Annotated in this window: 14 protein-coding genes and 1 pseudogene; 8 read left to right on the forward strand and 7 right to left on the reverse strand. The window is 59.3% G+C overall.

All coding sequences use genetic code 11. The features are described from left to right. Positions 1 to 212: 212 nt before the first annotated feature. Positions 213 to 1,637: a putrescine-ornithine antiporter gene (potE, locus tag AC07V9_RS25040; protein WP_495018318.1), complete on the forward strand. Its 1,425-nt coding sequence runs from the start codon at positions 213 to 215 to the stop codon at positions 1,635 to 1,637. Further along, the gene (locus AC07V9_RS25045) at positions 1,634 to 3,919 is read left to right on the forward strand and encodes an Orn/Lys/Arg family decarboxylase (RefSeq protein WP_495018319.1); all 2,286 of its coding nucleotides are present in this window, start codon (positions 1,634 to 1,636) and stop codon (positions 3,917 to 3,919) included. Before potE ends, AC07V9_RS25045 begins: the two co-directional genes overlap by 4 nt. Before the next feature lie 124 nt (positions 3,920 to 4,043). On the opposite strand, the gene AC07V9_RS25050 is transcribed toward AC07V9_RS25045, so the two are convergent. Continuing rightward, positions 4,044 to 4,316 carry a PA2433 domain-containing protein gene (locus AC07V9_RS25050; protein WP_495018320.1) on the reverse strand — a complete coding sequence of 91 codons (273 nt, stop codon included), beginning with the start codon at positions 4,314 to 4,316 and terminating at the stop codon, positions 4,044 to 4,046. A gap of 205 nt (positions 4,317 to 4,521) precedes the next feature. On the opposite strand from AC07V9_RS25050, the gene AC07V9_RS25055 reads away from it, so the two are divergent. Next, entirely contained in the window at positions 4,522 to 5,385 is an 864-nt protein-coding gene (locus tag AC07V9_RS25055) for a LysR family transcriptional regulator (protein ID WP_495018321.1), read from the forward strand. Here the strand turns inward: AC07V9_RS25055 and AC07V9_RS25060 are convergent. The 3 genes from AC07V9_RS25060 to AC07V9_RS25070 all read right to left on the reverse strand — a co-directional run bounded on the left by AC07V9_RS25060 (position 5,382) and on the right by AC07V9_RS25070 (position 8,161). After that, positions 5,382 to 6,062 (reverse strand): HPP family protein, encoded by a 681-nt coding sequence (locus AC07V9_RS25060; RefSeq protein WP_495018322.1) that lies wholly within the window; start codon positions 6,060 to 6,062, stop codon positions 5,382 to 5,384. The genes AC07V9_RS25055 and AC07V9_RS25060 overlap by 4 nt on opposite strands. Positions 6,063 to 6,270: 208 nt before the next feature. Continuing rightward, a complete protein-coding gene (locus AC07V9_RS25065) occupies positions 6,271 to 6,552 on the reverse strand; it encodes a hypothetical protein (RefSeq protein ID WP_495018323.1) in 282 nt (93 codons plus the stop codon). A 430-nt stretch (positions 6,553 to 6,982) separates the two neighbouring features. Then, positions 6,983 to 8,161 (reverse strand): sugar transporter, encoded by a 1,179-nt coding sequence (locus tag AC07V9_RS25070; RefSeq protein WP_495018324.1) that lies wholly within the window; start codon positions 8,159 to 8,161, stop codon positions 6,983 to 6,985. Between the two features lie 402 nt (positions 8,162 to 8,563). Between AC07V9_RS25070 and AC07V9_RS25075 the strand changes: the two genes are divergently transcribed. Then, positions 8,564 to 11,224: an autotransporter family protein gene (locus AC07V9_RS25075; RefSeq protein WP_495018325.1), complete on the forward strand. Its 2,661-nt coding sequence runs from the start codon at positions 8,564 to 8,566 to the stop codon at positions 11,222 to 11,224. On the opposite strand, the gene AC07V9_RS25080 is transcribed toward AC07V9_RS25075, so the two are convergent. Continuing rightward, positions 11,214 to 12,161 (reverse strand): LysR substrate-binding domain-containing protein, encoded by a 948-nt coding sequence (locus AC07V9_RS25080; protein ID WP_495018326.1) that lies wholly within the window; start codon positions 12,159 to 12,161, stop codon positions 11,214 to 11,216. The genes AC07V9_RS25075 and AC07V9_RS25080 overlap by 11 nt on opposite strands. 115 nt (positions 12,162 to 12,276) lie before the next feature. On the opposite strand from AC07V9_RS25080, the gene AC07V9_RS25085 reads away from it, so the two are divergent. After that, positions 12,277 to 13,281: an aldo/keto reductase gene (locus tag AC07V9_RS25085; protein WP_495018327.1), complete on the forward strand. Its 1,005-nt coding sequence runs from the start codon at positions 12,277 to 12,279 to the stop codon at positions 13,279 to 13,281. Positions 13,282 to 13,350: 69 nt separating this feature from the next. Here AC07V9_RS25085 and AC07V9_RS25090 read toward each other — a convergent pair whose 3' ends face one another. Beyond that, a complete protein-coding gene (locus AC07V9_RS25090) occupies positions 13,351 to 13,653 on the reverse strand; it encodes a Txe/YoeB family addiction module toxin (RefSeq protein WP_495018328.1) in 303 nt (100 codons plus the stop codon). Further along, positions 13,619 to 13,903, reverse strand: coding sequence for a type II toxin-antitoxin system Phd/YefM family antitoxin (locus AC07V9_RS25095; protein WP_495018329.1), 285 nt, complete (start codon positions 13,901 to 13,903; stop codon positions 13,619 to 13,621). The genes AC07V9_RS25090 and AC07V9_RS25095 overlap by 35 nt, the downstream gene beginning before the upstream one ends. A 287-nt stretch (positions 13,904 to 14,190) precedes the next feature. On the opposite strand from AC07V9_RS25095, the gene AC07V9_RS25100 reads away from it, so the two are divergent. The 3 genes and pseudogenes from AC07V9_RS25100 to AC07V9_RS25110 form a co-directional block, all read left to right on the forward strand. Then, a complete protein-coding gene (locus tag AC07V9_RS25100) occupies positions 14,191 to 16,167 on the forward strand; it encodes a type I restriction-modification system subunit M (protein WP_495018330.1) in 1,977 nt (658 codons plus the stop codon). Further along, the gene (locus tag AC07V9_RS25105; protein WP_495018386.1) at positions 16,164 to 16,679 is read left to right on the forward strand and encodes a restriction endonuclease subunit S domain-containing protein; all 516 of its coding nucleotides are present in this window, start codon (positions 16,164 to 16,166) and stop codon (positions 16,677 to 16,679) included. Before AC07V9_RS25100 ends, AC07V9_RS25105 begins: the two co-directional genes overlap by 4 nt. Continuing rightward, a pseudogene (locus AC07V9_RS25110) lies at positions 16,656 to 17,261 on the forward strand (restriction endonuclease subunit S); the annotation flags it as partial. The gene AC07V9_RS25105 and the pseudogene AC07V9_RS25110, both read left to right, overlap by 24 nt. Positions 17,262 to 17,276: the final 15 nt, after the last annotated feature.

Consider the following 17,276-nt stretch of genomic DNA (forward strand, 5'->3'; position numbering starts at 1 on the left):
AACGCAACATGAGGATGTCATCTCATCCCGAAAACGACCTTTCCGTCCGGACTTGCCCGCACTATTCAATCATGTCGATCCCCTTCGCTACTCATTTTGAAGCTGTAAGAAGATGGCTTTTCGCTATCTGATTTATTGTCAGACGTTCTTGCTTAGTAACAAACCTTTGCTATAGCTAAAAGCCTCTCACTTCATCCCCATGAGGCAACGGAATGTCAGTCGCAAAGAAAATGAGTGTGGGACAACTCACCATGTTGACGGCCGTCAACATGTTGGGCTCCGGCATCGTGTTGTTGCCAACCAAACTCGCTGAAGTCGGCGGCATCTCAATCCTCTCCTGGCTGATCACGGCCACCGGCTCCCTGGCGCTGGCTTACGCGTTCGCCCGCTGCGGCATGCTCAGCCGCAAGACCGGCGGGATGGGCGGGTATGCCGAATACACGTTCGGTAAGTCCGGCAACTACATCACCAACTACACCTACGGTTTGTCGTTATTGATCGCCAACGTGGCCATCAGTATTACGGCGGTGGGTTATATCCAGACGTTATTCGGTATAAAGCTGGGTTCGCTGCAAGTCGGTCTGGCGACCATCGCGTTGCTGTGGATTACCACGTTTGCCAACTTCGGCGGCGCAAGTATTACCGGCAGGATTGGTTCGGTCACGGTTTGGGGGGTTATCGCGCCAGTGGTGTTGGTGTCGACTGTTGGCTGGTTCTGGTTCGACAGCAGCGTGTACGCCGCAGGCTGGAATCCTCACGACAAAACCTGGTACGAGGCGGCGGGCGCTTCGGTGGCGATCACGTTGTGGGCGTTTCTCGGGCTTGAATCGGCGTGCGCCAACGGCGATGCGGTCGAGAACCCCGAGAAGAACGTGCCCATTGCGGTGCTCGGCGGCACTTTGGGCGCGGCGGTGATCTATATCGTCTCCACCAACGTCATTGCCGGTATCGTCGACAACGCCGAGCTGGTGTCGTCTACCGCGCCGTTTGGCCTGGTGTTCGCTAAGATGTTCACCCCCCTGATTGGTAACATCGTCATGGGCCTGATGGTGCTGGCGTGCATCGGCTCGCTGCTGGGCTGGCAGTTCACTGTGGCGCAGGTGTTCAAGAGCTCGGCGGACACCGGTTACTTCCTGCCCATCTTCGCCAAAGCCAACAAACACGGGGTGCCGATCATCAGCATGCTGATCCTGCTGGCGATGCAGACGGCCATGGCCCTGCTGACCATCAGCCCCGATCTGGCCAAGCAGTTCGACACCCTGGTGAACCTCGCCGTGGTGACTAACCTGGTGCCGTACATCCTGTCGATGGCCACGCTGATGACCCTGCAGAAGGTCTCCAATGTGCCGGCCCGCAAGGCACTGATCACCAACATCGTCGCCTACATCGCTGCGGCCTACAGCTATCTGGCGCTGTACAGCTCCGGCGAGCAGGCGCTGATGCTCGGCGGCGTGGCGACTATCGTCGGCTACACGCTGTTCGGCTTCGTCAACACGCGCCTGATCAAACTGGAGGCCCTGAACAACAGCGTTCCGACCCAGACCGTCGCCGCGCAGCACATTGTTGGCGACCCCATTCCTGTGAATAACCTGCCTCTTAAAAGCGTGAATCAGGCCACCTTGGAGACTCAACCATGACGGAATACAGACACCTGCTCGGCATGCTGGCGCTGCTGGTCAGCAAGCAGCCCGACAAACGCAGCGTGTTCGGCAGGGCCTTGATCCAGCTGATCGCCGATGTCGAGGAGCGCTCCATCAGCGTGCTGACCTCGGAGAGCCTGAGCGATGCCAAGTCGATTCTGAGCACCGACCCGGCCATCCAGTGCGTGCTGCTCAGCTGGGAAATGGATGACAGCGCAGACCATCAGGAATGCATCGACCTGCTCACCGCCCTGCGCGAACGCAACACCCGCGTGCCGGTGTTTCTGATCAGCGATCGCAGCACTGCATCGAGCGTGCCGCTGATCGTGATGCAGCACGCCGACGACTTCATCTGGCTGCCGGAAGACACCAGCCGTTTCCTCAGCGGGCGGATCATGGCGGCCATCGAGCGCTATCGTCAGGCCGTGTTGCCGCCGATGTTCGGGGCGCTGCTCAAGTTCGCCCGCAGTTATGAGTACTCGTGGCACACACCCGGTCATGCAGGCGGCACGGCTTTCTTGAAGAGCACTGCAGGGCGGGCGTTCTACGAGTTTTTTGGCGAGAACCTGCTGCGTTCCGACCTGTCGATTTCCGTCGGTGAACTGGGCTCGCTGCTCGATCACAGCGGGCCTATCGGCCAGGGCGAGCGCTATGCGGCCAAGGTGTTCGGCGCCCATCGCACGTACTACGTGACCAACGGCTCGTCGATGTCCAACCGGGTGATCCTGATGGCCAGCGTGACCCGCGACCAGATCGCGCTTTGCGACCGTAATTGCCACAAGTCCGCCGAGCATGCGATGACGCTGTCGGGCGCGATTCCAACGTATCTGGTGCCCACGCGTAACCGCTTCGGCATCATCGGCCCGATCCTGCCGCAGACCCTGAGCGCCGAGGGCGTGAAGGGGGCCATCGCCAGCAACCCGCTGGTCAAAAGCCACATCGATCCGACGCCGGTGCACGCCATCGTCACCAACTCCACCTACGACGGCCTGACCTACAACGTTACCCGCGTCGAGGAGCTGTTGGGGCAGAGCGTCGACCGCCTGCACTTCGACGAGGCCTGGTACGGCTACGCGCGCTTCAACCCGCTGTACAAGGATCGCTTCGCGATGCACGGCAGCCCCGACGATCATGACCCGTCCAAACCCACCGTTTTCGCTACGCAGTCGACCCACAAGCTGCTCGCAGCGCTGTCTCAGGCCTCGATGATTCACGTGCGCAACGGGCGCAACCCGATCCCCCACGGGCGCTTCAACGAGTCGTACATGATGCACGCCTCGACCTCGCCCAACTACGCGATCATGGCTTCGTGCGACGTCAGCTCGGCGATGATGGAGGCGCCCAGCGGGCAGATTCTGACCAACGAATCCATCGAGGAAGCCATCGCGTTCCGCCAGGTCATCTCGCGGATGCAGAGCGACATGCTCAGCAACGACGACTGGTTTTTCTCCTGCTGGCAGCCGCCGTCAGTGCCGGTCGGCGCGACCTCGATTCCGTTTCACGAAGTCGACCCCGCCAAGCTCAAGGCCGATCCCAATTGCTGGGTGCTGCACCCGAACGAGGTCTGGCACGGCTTTGGCGACATCGAAGACGGCTATTGCATGCTCGACCCGATCAAGGTGTCGATCCTGAGCCCCGGTATGGGCGACGACGGCAACCTGCTCGACTTCGGCATCCCGGCCTGCGTGCTCAGCGCGTACCTGGGGCGCCAAGGCATCGTGGTCGAGAAAACCACCGATTTCACCATCCTGTTTCTGTTCTCCATCGGCATCACCAAAGGCAAATGGGGCACGCTGGTCAACGCGCTGCTGGACTTCAAGCGCGACTACGACACCAACCTGGAACTGGAGCTGTGCCTGCCCGATTTGCTGACGGCCAATCAGCAACGCTATGCCGGCATGGGCCTGAGGGATCTGGCTGAAGAAATCTTCGCAGCCATGAAGAAAACCAAGACCACAGCCGCCATGGCCCAAGCGTTCGGCACGCTGCCAAAAGCCGAATTCAGCCCGGTGGAGGCGTATGAAAAACTGGTGAGGAATGAGGTCGAGCAGGTGACGCTTGAGGAGGCCGCGGGGCGTATCGCCGCGACGGGGATCGTGCCCTATCCGCCAGGCATTCCGCTGCTGATGCCGGGGGAAAATGCCGGTCCGTCGGATGGCCCGCTGCTGGCGTACCTGAAGGCGCTGGAGAGTTTCGACCGGTCCTTTCCCGGGTTCACCCATGACACCCATGGGATCGAGAGCGAGGCGGGGGTTTATCGGTTGTTGGTACTTAAATAACGGCGTGAACCTGTGGGAGCGAATCATTCGCGAGAGGCAGGTACATCCGATGCAAATCCGTCGAATGTACAAACGCATCGCGAATGAATTGCTCCTACAGTAGATTTGTTGTGCTGCGACTAGCTCAATTGCTCTGAATCTTCTGCAGTGCCTGCTGCGTCAACGTTACACACTCCCGCGCCCCGTCGTCGTTGTGCCGCGCCAGTGCCGATTCGGCGCGGTGCACGGTGGTGTCGACATCGCTTTTCACGGCATCGCTGAGGTTGGGCTTGGCGACTTTGGCATCTCGAACTTTGCTCAGGTTTATCTGGCACTGGCTGTTGTCATCGTTGGCCGACGCCGCGAAGGGCAGGGCGAAGGCAGTCAGGAGCAGGCCGGTGAGCAGGGCGTGTTTCATGTTGTTTTCCGCAGAAGGGTAGGTGAGGGGCTCGTGATCTGTACGAACCTGCTGCATGAGACAGCGGATTTGGGATTTCTGCCAGATCGAAATCGTCTTTGCGATTCAATCCTCAACGCTTTCCCGCTGAACGGCATGCCACTGCGCTACCATGGCGCGACAACCTTGAAAGCCGACGCCTTGAAGCCAGCAGCCGAGCCCACCGATGGACATTGACCTCGCCCGAACCTTCCTCGAAATCGTCCGCCTGGGCAGCTTCATGGCCGCTGCCGAAAAGCTGCACGTCACCCAGACCGCCATCACCGCGCGGGTGCAGAAGCTGGAAAGCCACCTCAACTGCACGCTGTTCATTCGTAATCGCACCGGCGCCAAACTGACCTGCGATGGCGAAGCGTTTGTGCTGTTCGCCAACCAACTGGTGCAAACCTGGGACGCCGCGCGACGGGAGATACCGCTGCCCGATGGCTATCGTCACGTGTTGCGAGTGGGTGCCGAAATGAGCCTGTGCAACCCGCTGATGCTCAGTTGGGTGCGCGAGATCCGCTACGCGATTCCGGACCATGCCCTGCATTCGGAGGTCAAGGACGGCGAGGCGCTGATGAAGGATGTCGAGCGGGGGGTGCTGGATGCCGCGCTGGTGTATCGGCCGGCCTACTGGCCTGCGTTGCAGGTCGAAGAATTGCTGGAAGAGAAGCTGATTCTGGTGCGCGTGGTCGATAAGCCCGAGCCCTATGTGTACATCGATTGGGGCCCTGCGTTTCGTGAGCAACACGACGCCGCCATGCCAGAAAAATCCAAGGCCGCTGTCGCCTTCAACCTCGGGCCTTTCGCCCTGCAGTACATTCTCGACAATGGCGGCGCCGGTTACTTTCGCACGCGGGTGGTCCAGTCGTATCTGGACCGCGGCATCGTCGAGCGCGTGCCGCTGGCGCCCGAGTTCAGCTACCCGACGTACCTGGTTTACTCGCGGGACAACCCGTCATCGACCTTGCAGCGCGCGTTCGAACTGCTGCGTGACATTGCCAAAGAGAAGGGCGACTGGTCGCAGCGTTGGGACCCGTTGATTTAAGCCCGCTTGCGCTGCTGGGCGTTGGCTTCGGCCATGAGCAGGATCATTTCGAGGTCCTCACGGGACACATCGATGAACGTCCCTACATCGTCCAAAGCTTTGTCCAGATCGTCGCTGTTGAATCCGCGCTCCGTTCGAGGAAGTGCAGGCGCAGAGGGTGGCTGAATGTGGGGATAACGCATCCGCGTCAGGTTGTTGTAGATCAGCGCCGTGAGCAGTAGGGCGCAGGCGTTGAGCATTACCGGCCACAGCACCTGCAACCCGAGCGCGGCCAGCTCCTGCCTTGAGGTAATGATGCTGATCGCCACCGCTGCGCCTGGCGGGTGCAGGCAGCGGCAGATGCACATGATCACGATCGCCGAACACACCGCGACACTCGCCGCCGTGACCGTATGCCCAAATAGATGAACGCACGACAGCGCCACCAGGGCGGATATCAGGTAGCTGCCGATGATCGACCACGGCTGCGCCAATGCGCCGGTCGACACTGCGAACAACAGCACCGCCGACGCCCCCATCGGGCCAAGCAAGTGCAACGTGACATCGAGGCCGAAAAACTGCTGACTCAACAGCGCACTGACGAATATCCCCAGGCAGGCGCCTAACGCCGAGCGTGACCATTCGGCCGGATGAGTGTTGAGCGAGTGGGGGATGAAGCTGCGAAGAAGGGCTTTCAAGCGAGAATTCCAGGTGAAAAAAGGAGCGCGCCGGCAGTGGCTGAGCTCCCGCACAGAAGGGGCATGTGCTAGTCATTTCAAAGGGCAGAACGACGAAAGGGAGGTCGTTGCGGCGACCTCCCGTCGAACTCAAAGCATGAGGATTGTGGGCGGGGACAAACAATGAAGCAAATTCGAAATAATGCACATTCAATTCAATATTTTTGAATTAAACCGCGTGCGACTGCGCAAAAGGACGGGCTTTGCGCGCAGGTCGCGCACTTTCAACTTCCAGAAGATGCATGGCCAACACATCCGTCAGAAAACGGAACTGATCGTTGAAGCCCACCACTTCATTGCTGAAGTGATTTTCCGCCGAGGGCATCATGAAGGCATCGAAGCGAGTGTCTTCAATCAGGTTTTGGCGGTTTTTGCGTACGACGACATGTTGTGAGTAATAGTTATTACCAAATTTGGGAAAACTAACGTGCAGGGTGACGTCTCGGGTCATGTCGAGTGCTCCGCATCAAACAGGAAGTTGAAAGTCACAAGGTGCTGATAAGTGTCAGCTACTTGGGCCTTAGTTGGCCCGTGCCATAACACGATGAGCCTGTTCGTCCGTGGCATGCACGGGTTCCAGCGCGAACAGCTTGAGGGCGACGACGTAGCTGGTGAGGGCTGCGAGCGTCAAGCAAGTCAGAAGATGAATAACCATTTTTCCTGCCCTCGTTCGTGTTTGGGTGTGAGGTGATAGTACGCCCCTGAATTTTGGGCGGAAGGCAATCGCGGGAATGTTGGTTATCGATGGGAATGATGGTTTGCAAAGGAACTCGGTTTGGCGCCAACCCTGTAGGAGAAGTCGAAGCTTACGACGGCCGCGATGCGTTATGTCTGACACACCGCGTTGACCTGTCTGCAGATACCCGGCGCTTAACGGCTACTCAGGCGCGAATGGATTCGCCATACCGCAATGTCGCTACGCACGCCAGCGCCAGGCCGCTGAGGGCCACAAGACCGCCGACCAGACCGATATTGGCGATGCCCAGCTGGCTGATCACCAGGCTGCCCAAGAGCGCGCCGCCGCCGATGCCGATGTTGTAGATGCCCGAGTGCAATGACATGGCCACGTCCGTGGCATCCGGCGCCATCGCCAGCACCTTGGCCTGCATGACCAGGCCGAAGCACATGATCGCCATGCCCCAGACAATGCTCAGCGTCGCGATCCACGACGCCTTGCCCGACAGCGGCAGCAGCAACACCAGGCACAGCGCCAGCGCGCCGACCGCAGCGATCAACAGGCCACGCGGGTAGCGGTTGTTGTAACGGCTGAACACGATGGAGCCAAGAATACCGGCGCCGCCGAACAGCAAGAGGACGACGGTGATCATGTCGCCGCTCATTTTCCCCACAACCTGTGCGAAAGGCTCGATGTAGCTGTAGGCCGTGAACTGCGCCGTGACCACCAGCGCCGTCAGCACGTACAGCGACACCAGCGCAGGGCGCTTGAACAGAATCGGCAGGCTGCGCAGGGAGCCGGAGTTCTGGCTCGGCAGCAGCGGCAGCGACTTCATCAGCACCAGCACGGTCAGGCCCGCAGTACCGGCGATGGCCAGGAACGTCATGCGCCAGCCCAGCGCTTCCCCCAACACACGCCCCAACGGAATGCCCAACACCATGGCCAGCGAGGTGCCGGTGGCCAGCAGCCCCAGTGCCTGAACCTGCTTGCCGGCGGGCGCCACGCGCACCGCCAGGGAAGCGGTGATCGACCAGAACACCGCATGGGCCAGGGCGATGCCGACGCGGCTGACCAGCAACATGCCGAAGCTCGACGCCATGCTCGACATCACGTGGCTGGCGATGAACAGCACGAACACGAAGGCCAGCAATTTGCGTCGCTCGATGTTGCGGGTCATCAGCATCATCGGCAGAGACGTCAGCGACACGATCCACGCGTAGACCGTCAGCATCAGGCCGACTTGCGCAGTCGTCATGTCAAAGCTGTGGCCGATGGCGCTCAGCAGACCCACCGGCACGAACTCCGTGGTGTTGAAGATAAAAGCCGCCAGGGCCAGCGCGATAACGCTGAGCCAACTTCCAGTGCGAGCATCGGTGGTGTTCATTAAAAGACGTGTCAGCCTCAAGGTGAAATCAAATTCAGCGGCCGCCGAGCCCACATACGAAACGCCGACAAGCAAAAAGACCGCGCGAGGCTCAAGGCCTGTGCGGTGCATGCAGTCAGCAAACTATTATGAGTATGGGAGGGTACGACCAGATGAGGCGAAGTCTACGCCCTTGTTAACGTTGTCACAACGGGCGCGCCGTGCGTCAAATTGGCTCTTACGCGCGCTGCTGATGATATCGACCGCCTTGACTGGCTGTCCGACAGGAAAACTTGACGTCGCTGCAAGTCTGCACTTATCTGAAAAAAGACAAGGATTCCAAACTCGGTGACAGGAATGGAACTGCTACCGGTTTTTAAAGGGAAGTAAACACCTCGGGTCATGCCCGCAGGAGTATTTCTGATGAAGCAGCCCAAAGGGGCTAGCGTCAGCAATATTCTCTGTATGTCTTGCGTATTTATGTCGTTATTGCCAGTCACGGAGATTAAGGCAGCCTGCACCCTCACACCGGGCGCAGGCAATGACAGCTATGTCTGCGACAGTGGAAGCAGTTCCGGCCTGACCGATCTGCTGGGAAACAACACCCTGACCTTTCCATCCGGTGGTTCTGGGGTGGTCACCGGCAATGTGCTGTTTGGCCCCGGCGCCAATCAGTTGCTGATGGATTCCGGCACGATCCAGGGCGCCGTCGATCTCGGGGATGGCAGCAACGTCATCCGTATCGGCGACGGGACTGTCACGGGTGCTGTGCTGCAGGGCAGCGGTGTGGACCGTTTTTTCATGTCGGGCGGCACCATCCTGTCGCTGTCGCAGGGTGACAGGCGCGACCTGTTTACCATGACTGGCGGTACCATCATCGGCGCCTTCGAAGATGGCGACGTCGCCAGCCAAAGCGGCGGCACTATTGGCCGTGTGGACATGAAGCTCGACAACAATGTCTATGACCTCTCGGGTGGGCGGATCATCGGCAATCTGGTGACTGGCTTCGGCCAGGACACCGTTCGCATCTTCGGCGGCAGTGTCGGCGGCAACATCAGCGTCAGCGGGGGCGATGACAGCATCAGCGTCAGCGGCGGTGTCGTCAGTGGGCAGATTCGCGCCAGCTTCGGCAATGACACGTTCAGCTGGAGCTCAGGCGGGCAGATCCAATCTGCCGTGCTGATGGGCGACGGCAACGACGTCGCGAGCATCAGCCACCTCAATGAAGGCCAGCTCAGTCCTACACCAAGCATCGATGGCGGGCTGGGCACTGACGCCTTGACCTTCATCGATACCGCTTCTGCCACCCCCGCGCGCTATGTCGGCTGGGAGATCGTGAGCCTCACCCGTCAATCGCGTTTTGATTTGGCAGGTGACTTCTTTCTTGGCGACGAAACCACCGCAACCGGTACCTTCACTATCGACGACAGCAGTGCCTTGATTGCAACGCGCGGTGCAATCCGGCCATACACGGCGGGCCAGTTGGCGACGCTCAATAACTCAGGCGTTATCGACATGACCACAGGCAGCGCCGTGGCGGGCGATACCCTGAGCGTCTTCGGCAACTACGTGGGCAACAATGGGCAATTGCGGGTCCAGACCGCGCTGGGTGAAGACGATTCGGTCAGCGACCGGCTGATCGTTTCGCAAGGCACGATCAGTGGCAACACTCAATTGGGCGTCACCAATCTTGGCGGGCTTGGCGGCCTGACCCGGGCCAGCGGCATCGAAGTGGTTCAGGCCGTCAATGGCGCCACCAGCAGCAACGATGCGTTCGCCCTCAAAGGCTCGGTTTCGGCGGGGGCGTATCAGTATTACCTGTTCAAGGGCGGGGTTACGGCGGGGACCGAGAACAACTGGTATCTGCGATCTTCTGTCGTCGCAGTCAGCGCGCTGGCCGTGCCGCCAGCGGAACCTGAGCCTGTGATTCCGGCCCCTGTCGCGCCGATTGCTGCGCCGGCGCCAACCGTCAGCGCCGATGAGCCGTCTGTGGAGCCGCCGACAGCAACGCCGGTCGCGCCCTCTGCCCCCGAGATCCCGCAAACTGCGGCGCTGGCCGCCAACTCGCCGGTACCCGCCGCCACCACCCCCGCGTTGCCACAGGCCTTGGCGGGGGCGGATCCCATTCCCTTGTATCGTCTTGAGGTCCCGGTCTACTCGGTCATCGTTCCTGCTGTGCAGATGCTGACGCGGGCTGCGCTCGGCACCTTTCACGATCGGCAGGGCGAGCAAAGCCTGCTGACCGGCAACGGTGCAGCGCCTGCGGGGTGGGCGCGCCTGTATGGCAGCGACCTGAGAAAGAGCTGGGCGGGCACTGTATCGCCGCGCTTTGAGGGGTCGAGTCAGGGCTATCAGATCGGGCATGACCTCTACGCCGTATCGTCCGATGCCGGAGCCTCGCAGAGAGTGGGGCTGTTTGTCGGGCAAAGTCGCCTGCGCGGCGATGTCGACGGTTTCACCGAAGGTTTCGAGCACCGCAAAGCCGGTCATCTCAAGCTTGAGGGCGATCATTTCGGCGCCTACTGGACCCGCGTTGGCCCCCAGGGCGCCTACATTGACGCGGTCGCGATGGGCACCCGACTGAGCGGCAGCAACCGGTCGGACCGCGGCGTGAAACTCGATACCGAGGGCCGCGCCGTAAGCCTGTCACTGGAGGGCGGGTACCCGCTGCCGGTGTCCGAGCATTGGGTGGTCGAGCCGCAGGTTCAGGTGATCCATCAGCGCGTTGACCTTGATAAGCAGCACGACGGCATTTCGGATGTGTCTTTCGATGCCCAGGATGACTGGACCGCGCGCACCGGTGTTCGGCTCAAAGGGCGCTACCAGTTGAACGCGATTCCCGTCGAACCGTACCTGCGTGCCAATCTCTGGCACACGTTCGGCGGCAAGGACACAGTGACTTACAACGGCGTCGACCGGATCAAGAGTGAACACCGGTCCTCGTCGGCCGACATCGGCATGGGCCTCGTTGCCAAGCTGTCGTCCGACGTCAGCCTGTACCTGTCGGCAGATTACGACACCAACCTGGACAGCGAAGCGCTGGAAAGCGTCAGTGGATCGCTGGGTGTCAGGGTCAGTTGGTAACCGGTTCGCGCGTCGGCTGGTCAGCCGTGGCGCCGAGAGAGGCATCAGGCTCCGCGCCGGTCAGGATCATGCGAAAGGCGCCAACCAGAGGCCTCAACGTCACCCGATGCCACGCCGCCCAGAGCGGCATGGTAAAGGTCAGCCAGGGCAATTCCCTAAACACGACCCCCGGATGCGCCGACTGATTGAGGCTTTTTTGCGTCATCGCAATGCCCAATCCGGCAGCGACAAGTCCCAGGGCGGTGTAGGGCTCGGCGGCTTCCAGACGAATCTGCGGGGTAAATCCTGCACGGATACAGGCCGCAACAAAGTCGTCGTGATGGCTCTGGCCCTGACTGGACTTCACCCCGATCCAGTCCAGATCCTCAAGATCAGCAGGCGTAAGGCGCTCGACATTCGCCAGCGCATGATTCACGGGCAGCGCCAGCAGCATCGGGTCTTCCAGCAGCTGACGGTGGGTCAGGTCCGGGTCGTCATCGGCGGGCGGCTCGCTCACCAGCGCCACGTCCAGGCTGCGCTGACGCAGGCCTTCGAGCTGATCCGCCGAACTCAAGTTGTACAGCGCGACGTGCACGCCGGGCCGAATGTCGCGCACCTCACTCAACGCCTTGGGCAGCACGTTGGCGTGCATGGCGTTCTCGATATAGCCGATGCACAACCCGCCTTCCTCGCCCCGGCCCAGGCGCTTGCCCAAGGATTCCAGGCGATTGGCGTGGGTCAGCAAGGCGCGCGCTTCGGTCAGGAACGTGCGGCCATCGGTGGTCAGGCGAATGCGCTGCTGACTGCGCTCGAACAGGATCAGCCCCAGGCGCTCTTCGAGCTGAGCGATCTGCCTGCTCAGGGGCGATTGCGAGATGTGCAGACGTTCAGCGGCGCGACCGACGTGTTCCTCTTCGGCGACGACAACAAAATAGCGAAGCTGGCGCAGGTCCAACATGGCGATGCTCTCAGGGTCTTAAGTGTTGCCTATTGTGTCTTGGACGGTCTCGCATGGGCAATCTAGGATCGGCTCAACGGTCGCAAGAGCGACCCACAACGATTCGGAGATCATCATGAGCCTCAAAGACAAACTCCCCGGCCAACTGGGTTTTGGCACTGCCCCACTGGGCAACATGTTTCGCAACATCCCTGAGGACGAAGCCGACGCAACCGTCGACGCGGCCTGGGCCGCAGGCGTTCGCTACTTCGACACCGCGCCGTTCTATGGCGCTGGCCTGTCGGAAATTCGCCTTGGTAACGCCCTGCAAAAATACAACCGCGACGAATACGTACTCAGTAGCAAAGTCGGCCGCGTCATCCTCGACGAACTCGACAACAGCGCCCGCGACCTGGGCGAAAAGAGCGGCGTGTTCGAGCACGGCCTGCGCAACAAAATCGTCAACGACTACACCGCCGACGCCACCCTGCGCTCCATCGAAGACAGCCTCAAGCGCCTGAAAACCGACCGCCTGGACATCGTCTGGATTCACGACATCGCCCAGGACTTCTACGGCGATCAATGGCTGCACTACTTCGAACAAGCGCGCACCGGCGCCTTCAAGGCCCTGACCCGCCTGCGCGACGAAGGCGTGATCAAAGCCTGGGGCCTGGGCGTCAACCGCGTCGAGCCCATCGAACTGACCCTGCAACTTGCCGACGCCCAGCCCGACGGCTTCCTCCTCGCCGGCCGCTACTCCCTGCTCGACCACGAACGCGCCCTGCAACGCCTCATGGCCGAAGCCCACGCGAACAACACCGACATCGTCGTCGGCGGCCCCTACAGCTCCGGCATCCTCGCCGGCGGCGCCCACTTCGAATACCAAAAAGCCAGCCCAGACATCATCGCCAAGGTCCAACACATCAAACGCATCGCCCAACAGCACGGCGTGGACATCAAAGCGGCTGCGTTGCAGTTTGCGTTGGCCAATCCGGCGGTGGCGGCAGTGATTCCAGGCGCAAGCCGTCCTGAGCGGATTGCTGAAGATGTGGCCGCGTTGCAGGCTTTGATTCCTGCGGGGTTCTGGAAGGAACTGCGTGAGGCGGGGTTGATTGCGGGGAATGCGCCAGTGCCGGTTTGAGGGTTTTATCCGGGCACAAAAAAAGCCGTCCAAGGACGGCTTTTTTAATGTTTGGTGGAGCCGAGCACTTTAGCCGTAGTGGAATCGGCAACTGATGATCGTCAGCGTATCGGCTTCGTAGAAATAGACGAGGCGATGTGCCTTGTCGATGCGGCGAGACCAGTAGCCGGTCAGGTCGCCTTTGAGGGGTTCCGGCTTGCCGATGCCTTTGAAAGGATTTCTCAGGATTTCATTAATCAGCTTGGTGATGCTGGCCAGGGTCTTCGGATCGCATTGCTGCCAGTGCGTGTAGTCTTCCCAACCGATACCTGTGAACTGTATCGACGCCTGACGCGCCTCAGTCTTGTTTTGTTGTTTTTGGTTCTTCGACACCGAGCGAAATCTCCCTGGCGACCACTTTCCCTGCCTTGTGCTGAGCGATGGATGCACGCAAGCGCGTGGCGTTTGCCGCCGAGCCCAACAGATGCATGGTCTCGTTCATGGCGTTGTAGTCATCCAGCGAAAGCATGACCACCGGCTCACCGCGCTGGCGGGTGATGACAGCAGGCTCATGGTCGCGGCAAACATCATCCATCGCCTGTTTAAGGCCGGCGCGGGCCTGGCTGAATGTGAGTACGTGCATGGATCAGGTCCTTCTCGGCTAAGCGCGAGACAGATTGCGCCTTGTGGCGCGAACGAAAGCCTAATGGCTACCTTTGGGTGGTGAGGATGGTACAAGGTTTGGTACGTATATCAAATGCTCAAGCGATGAATTGTTTTCCACAGCATCTGGCTGACTGGCTGACTGGCTGACTGGGGGATAGGGAATGGTCTTGGTGTTGCGACAGATTGAGGCCTGAGCTAATGCTCGGGATCAGCGCCTAGGGGTGTTAGACTTACCGTTTTGCCCGCACTCCAAGGAGTTATTGCGTGAACACGGAAAATCATTCCCAGACGGCCGCATTTCTCTGGTCGATTGCCGACCTGCTGCGTGGTGATTTCAAGCAGTCCCAATACGGCCGCATCATTCTGCCTCTCACCTTGCTGCGGCGGATGGAGTGCGTGCTGGCGCCGACCAAGGACGAAGTGATCAAGCAGACTTTCGCCCAGGAAGGCCGCCCTGACACCGTGCGCGAAATGATTCTGCTGCGCGCTGCTGGCCAACAGTTCTTCAATGCCTCGCCGCTTACGCTCGGTACGCTGTCCGACACTCAGACCGCTTCCGACCTGATGAGCTACGTGCAGGCCTTCAGCAAAGACGCGCGCGAGATTTTCGAGCATTTCCATTTTGAGGATTTCGTTCAGCAGCTGGAGAACGCAAACCTGCTCTATCTGGTGGTGCAACGCTTTGCTGCCACTGACCTGAGCCCCGAACGCATCAGCAACTTCGGCATGGGCATCATCTTCGAAGAGCTCATCCGCAAGTTTGCAGAAAGCTCCAACGAAACTGCAGGGGAGCACTTCACTCCCCGCGATATAGTGCACCTCACCACCTCGCTGGTGATTACCGATCAGGACCACAAGCTCGCCGAAAACAGCATCGTCACCATTTATGACCCGACTGCGGGTACGGGTGGATTTCTGTCCGAAGGCGATGAGTACATCCAATCCATCAGCGACAAGGTCAGCGTGTCGCTGCACGGTCAGGAGCTCAATCCCGAGTCCTACGCCATCTGCAAGGCGGACATGCTGATCAAGGGCCAGGACGTGGCCAGCATCAAGCTCGGTAACACCCTGTCCAACGACCAACTGGCCGACAAACGCTTCGACTTTATGCTCAGCAACCCGCCGTTTGGCGTGGAATGGAAGAAAGTACAGAAGCAGATTACCGACGAGCACACGGTGAAGGGCTTCGACGGCCGCTTCGGCCCAGGCCTGCCACGGGTATCTGACGGTTCGCTGTTGTTCCTCCTGCACTTGGTCAGCAAGATGCGTGATCCACGCGACGGTGGCTCGCGCATCGGCATTATCCTCAACGGCTCGCCGCTGTTTACCGGCGGCGCGGGTTCGGGCGAGTCGGAGATTCGCCGCTACCTGCTGCAGAACGACCTGGTCGAAGCCATCATCGCGTTGCCCACCGACATGTTCTACAACACCGGCATCGCCACCTATGTGTGGATTCTCTCCAACCACAAAGCTGCCGCCCGCCAGGGCAAGGTGCAGTTGATCGACGGCAGCCAGCACTTCGCCAAAATGCGCAAGTCGCTGGGCAGCAAGCGCCAGTACATCACCGAGGATCAAATCAGCGAGCTGGTGCGCCTGTATGGCAGCTTTGAGCAAACCGCACAGAGCAAGATCTTCCCCATCGACGCCTTCGGCTACCGCCGCATCACCGTCGAACGCCCGCTGCGCCTGAACTTCCAAACGAGCGCCGAGCGCATCGCCAAAGTGCTGGAAGAAAAAGCCCTGCAGAAACACGACAGCGCCGCTCAGCAGCAGCTATTGGCCGCCCTGCAAGCGATGGACGCAAGCCAGTTGCACCGCAACCGCGAGCAGTTCAGCAAGCTGCTGAAAAAAGCCCTCAGCGCGCACAGCGTCAGCCTTAGCACGCCGGAACTCAAAGCTCTGATGAGCGCCCTAAGCGAGCGAGACCCCGAGGCGGATATCTGCAGGACCAAAGGCCAGCCAGAAGCGGATGCTGGCCTGCGCGACAACGAGAACGTGCCGCTGGGCGAATCGGTTTACGACTACTTCCAGCGCGAAGTCATCCCCCATGTGCCGAATTCCTGGATCGACGAGAGCAAGACCGATACGCTGGACGGCGAGGTTGGCATTGTCGGTTTCGAGATTCCCTTTAATCGCCACTTCTATGTGTTCAAGCCGCCGCGCCCGCTGGCTGAGATCGACCGCGACCTAAAAGCCTGTACAGACCGCATCAAGCAGATGATTGAGGGCCTGTCGGCATGACGTTTCGCTTTTATCCGAAATACAAGGACTCAGGCGTAGAATGGCTGGGCGAGGTTCCTGAGCATTGGACAATCTCACGTGGCGATGCATATATCAGCTCAACATCAAAGGTTGTAAGAGCTGAAAGCTTGAACGATAAAGAGGTCTTTCACTATTCAATACCCGTTGTTCAGTCATCCGGCGATGGGCAGCTTGAAGATGGAAGCGAGATCGATAGCTCAAAGCTTTTGGTTGAGCGCCGGCAAATTCTGATATCTAAGCTTAATCCGAGAAAAAACACGGTTTGCTTGGCTCGACCGCATGATGCCCTTACTGTCTGCTCAGGCGAATTTGTTCCCTTACAGTCAGACATTCTTAACCATAAGTGGCTTTATTATCTTGTCAGGTCTGAAAACTTCAGAAAGCGACTCGAATCATTGGTTGAATCAGCTACTCGTAGCCATCAACGGGTTAATCCAACTGATATTTTGAAGTTTCAGGGCGCTTTCCCAACTGCAATTGAACAAACCTAAATTGCCCGCTTCCTCGACCACGAAACCGCCCGTATCGACGCTCTGATCGAAGAGCAGCAGCGCCTGATCGAACTGCTCAAGGAAAAGCGCCAGGCCGTGATTTCCCAAGCCGTCACCAAAGGCCTCGACCCCACGGTGCCGATGAAAGACTCCGGCGTGGAGTGGTTGGGCGAGGTGCCGGCACATTGGGAAGTGGTGCGGCTAAAAAATATTTCTCACATCGTGGACTGTAAAAACCGAACTCCAGAATATGTTGATGACGGAGAATATTTAGTAGTTCGAACCTCAAATATAAAAAAGCAGCAGCTAAGCCTAGATAATGCTCTTTATACAGATCTCGATAATTTTAAAATTTGGACAGAAAGAGGTATACCTCCGCCAGGGTCCATTTTCTTTACTCGAGAGGCCCCGTCAGGAGAGGTTTATATCGTGCCTGCTGATACAGCTCTTTGTATGGGGCAGCGGATGATGAACATTATCCCGATTGATTCACAGCTGACGCCATTTGTTTTTGACTTCCTTACCTCTGATTGCCTTACTAAATATATTGAAAGCGAGGCATCAGGTAGCACGGTAGTTCATCTTCGAGTGGAACAG

Source organism: Pseudomonas sp. GW821-FHT02A11, assembly GCF_059421985.1.